This window comes from Streptococcus sp. oral taxon 058 str. F0407 (assembly GCF_000235485.1).
In the GTDB taxonomy this organism is placed as follows: domain Bacteria; phylum Bacillota; class Bacilli; order Lactobacillales; family Streptococcaceae; genus Streptococcus.
Window position 1 is genome coordinate 38282 of sequence record NZ_JH378892.1, and the last position, 237, is coordinate 38518.

At 41.8% G+C, this 237-nt stretch carries 1 protein-coding gene; it reads right to left on the reverse strand.

The window, feature by feature from the left end:
- On the reverse strand, positions 1-237 hold a 237-nt coding region (locus tag HMPREF9184_RS08995), incomplete at both ends, for a YwqH-like family protein (RefSeq protein WP_009444417.1).

Genomic DNA, 237 nt, shown 5'->3' on the forward strand with positions numbered 1-237 from the left:
GTAGTAGCTTCTCGATGAAATTTCCCAGACTGTTTATCTGACTTTGACACCAGCCAATAATGCCGTTTTCTTCGTTCTTTTGGTTCTCTAGTCTAGTGATTTCATCACAGATGGCATCATAAAAGGTATTCATCTCCGTTTGGAAGCTCGTGTAGTCACTAGAGAAGGTCTCCCACTGCTTGGTGAAGGCATCTTTTTGTTTGCCTTGCCATTCAGGTTGAATATTTCGATGCATGA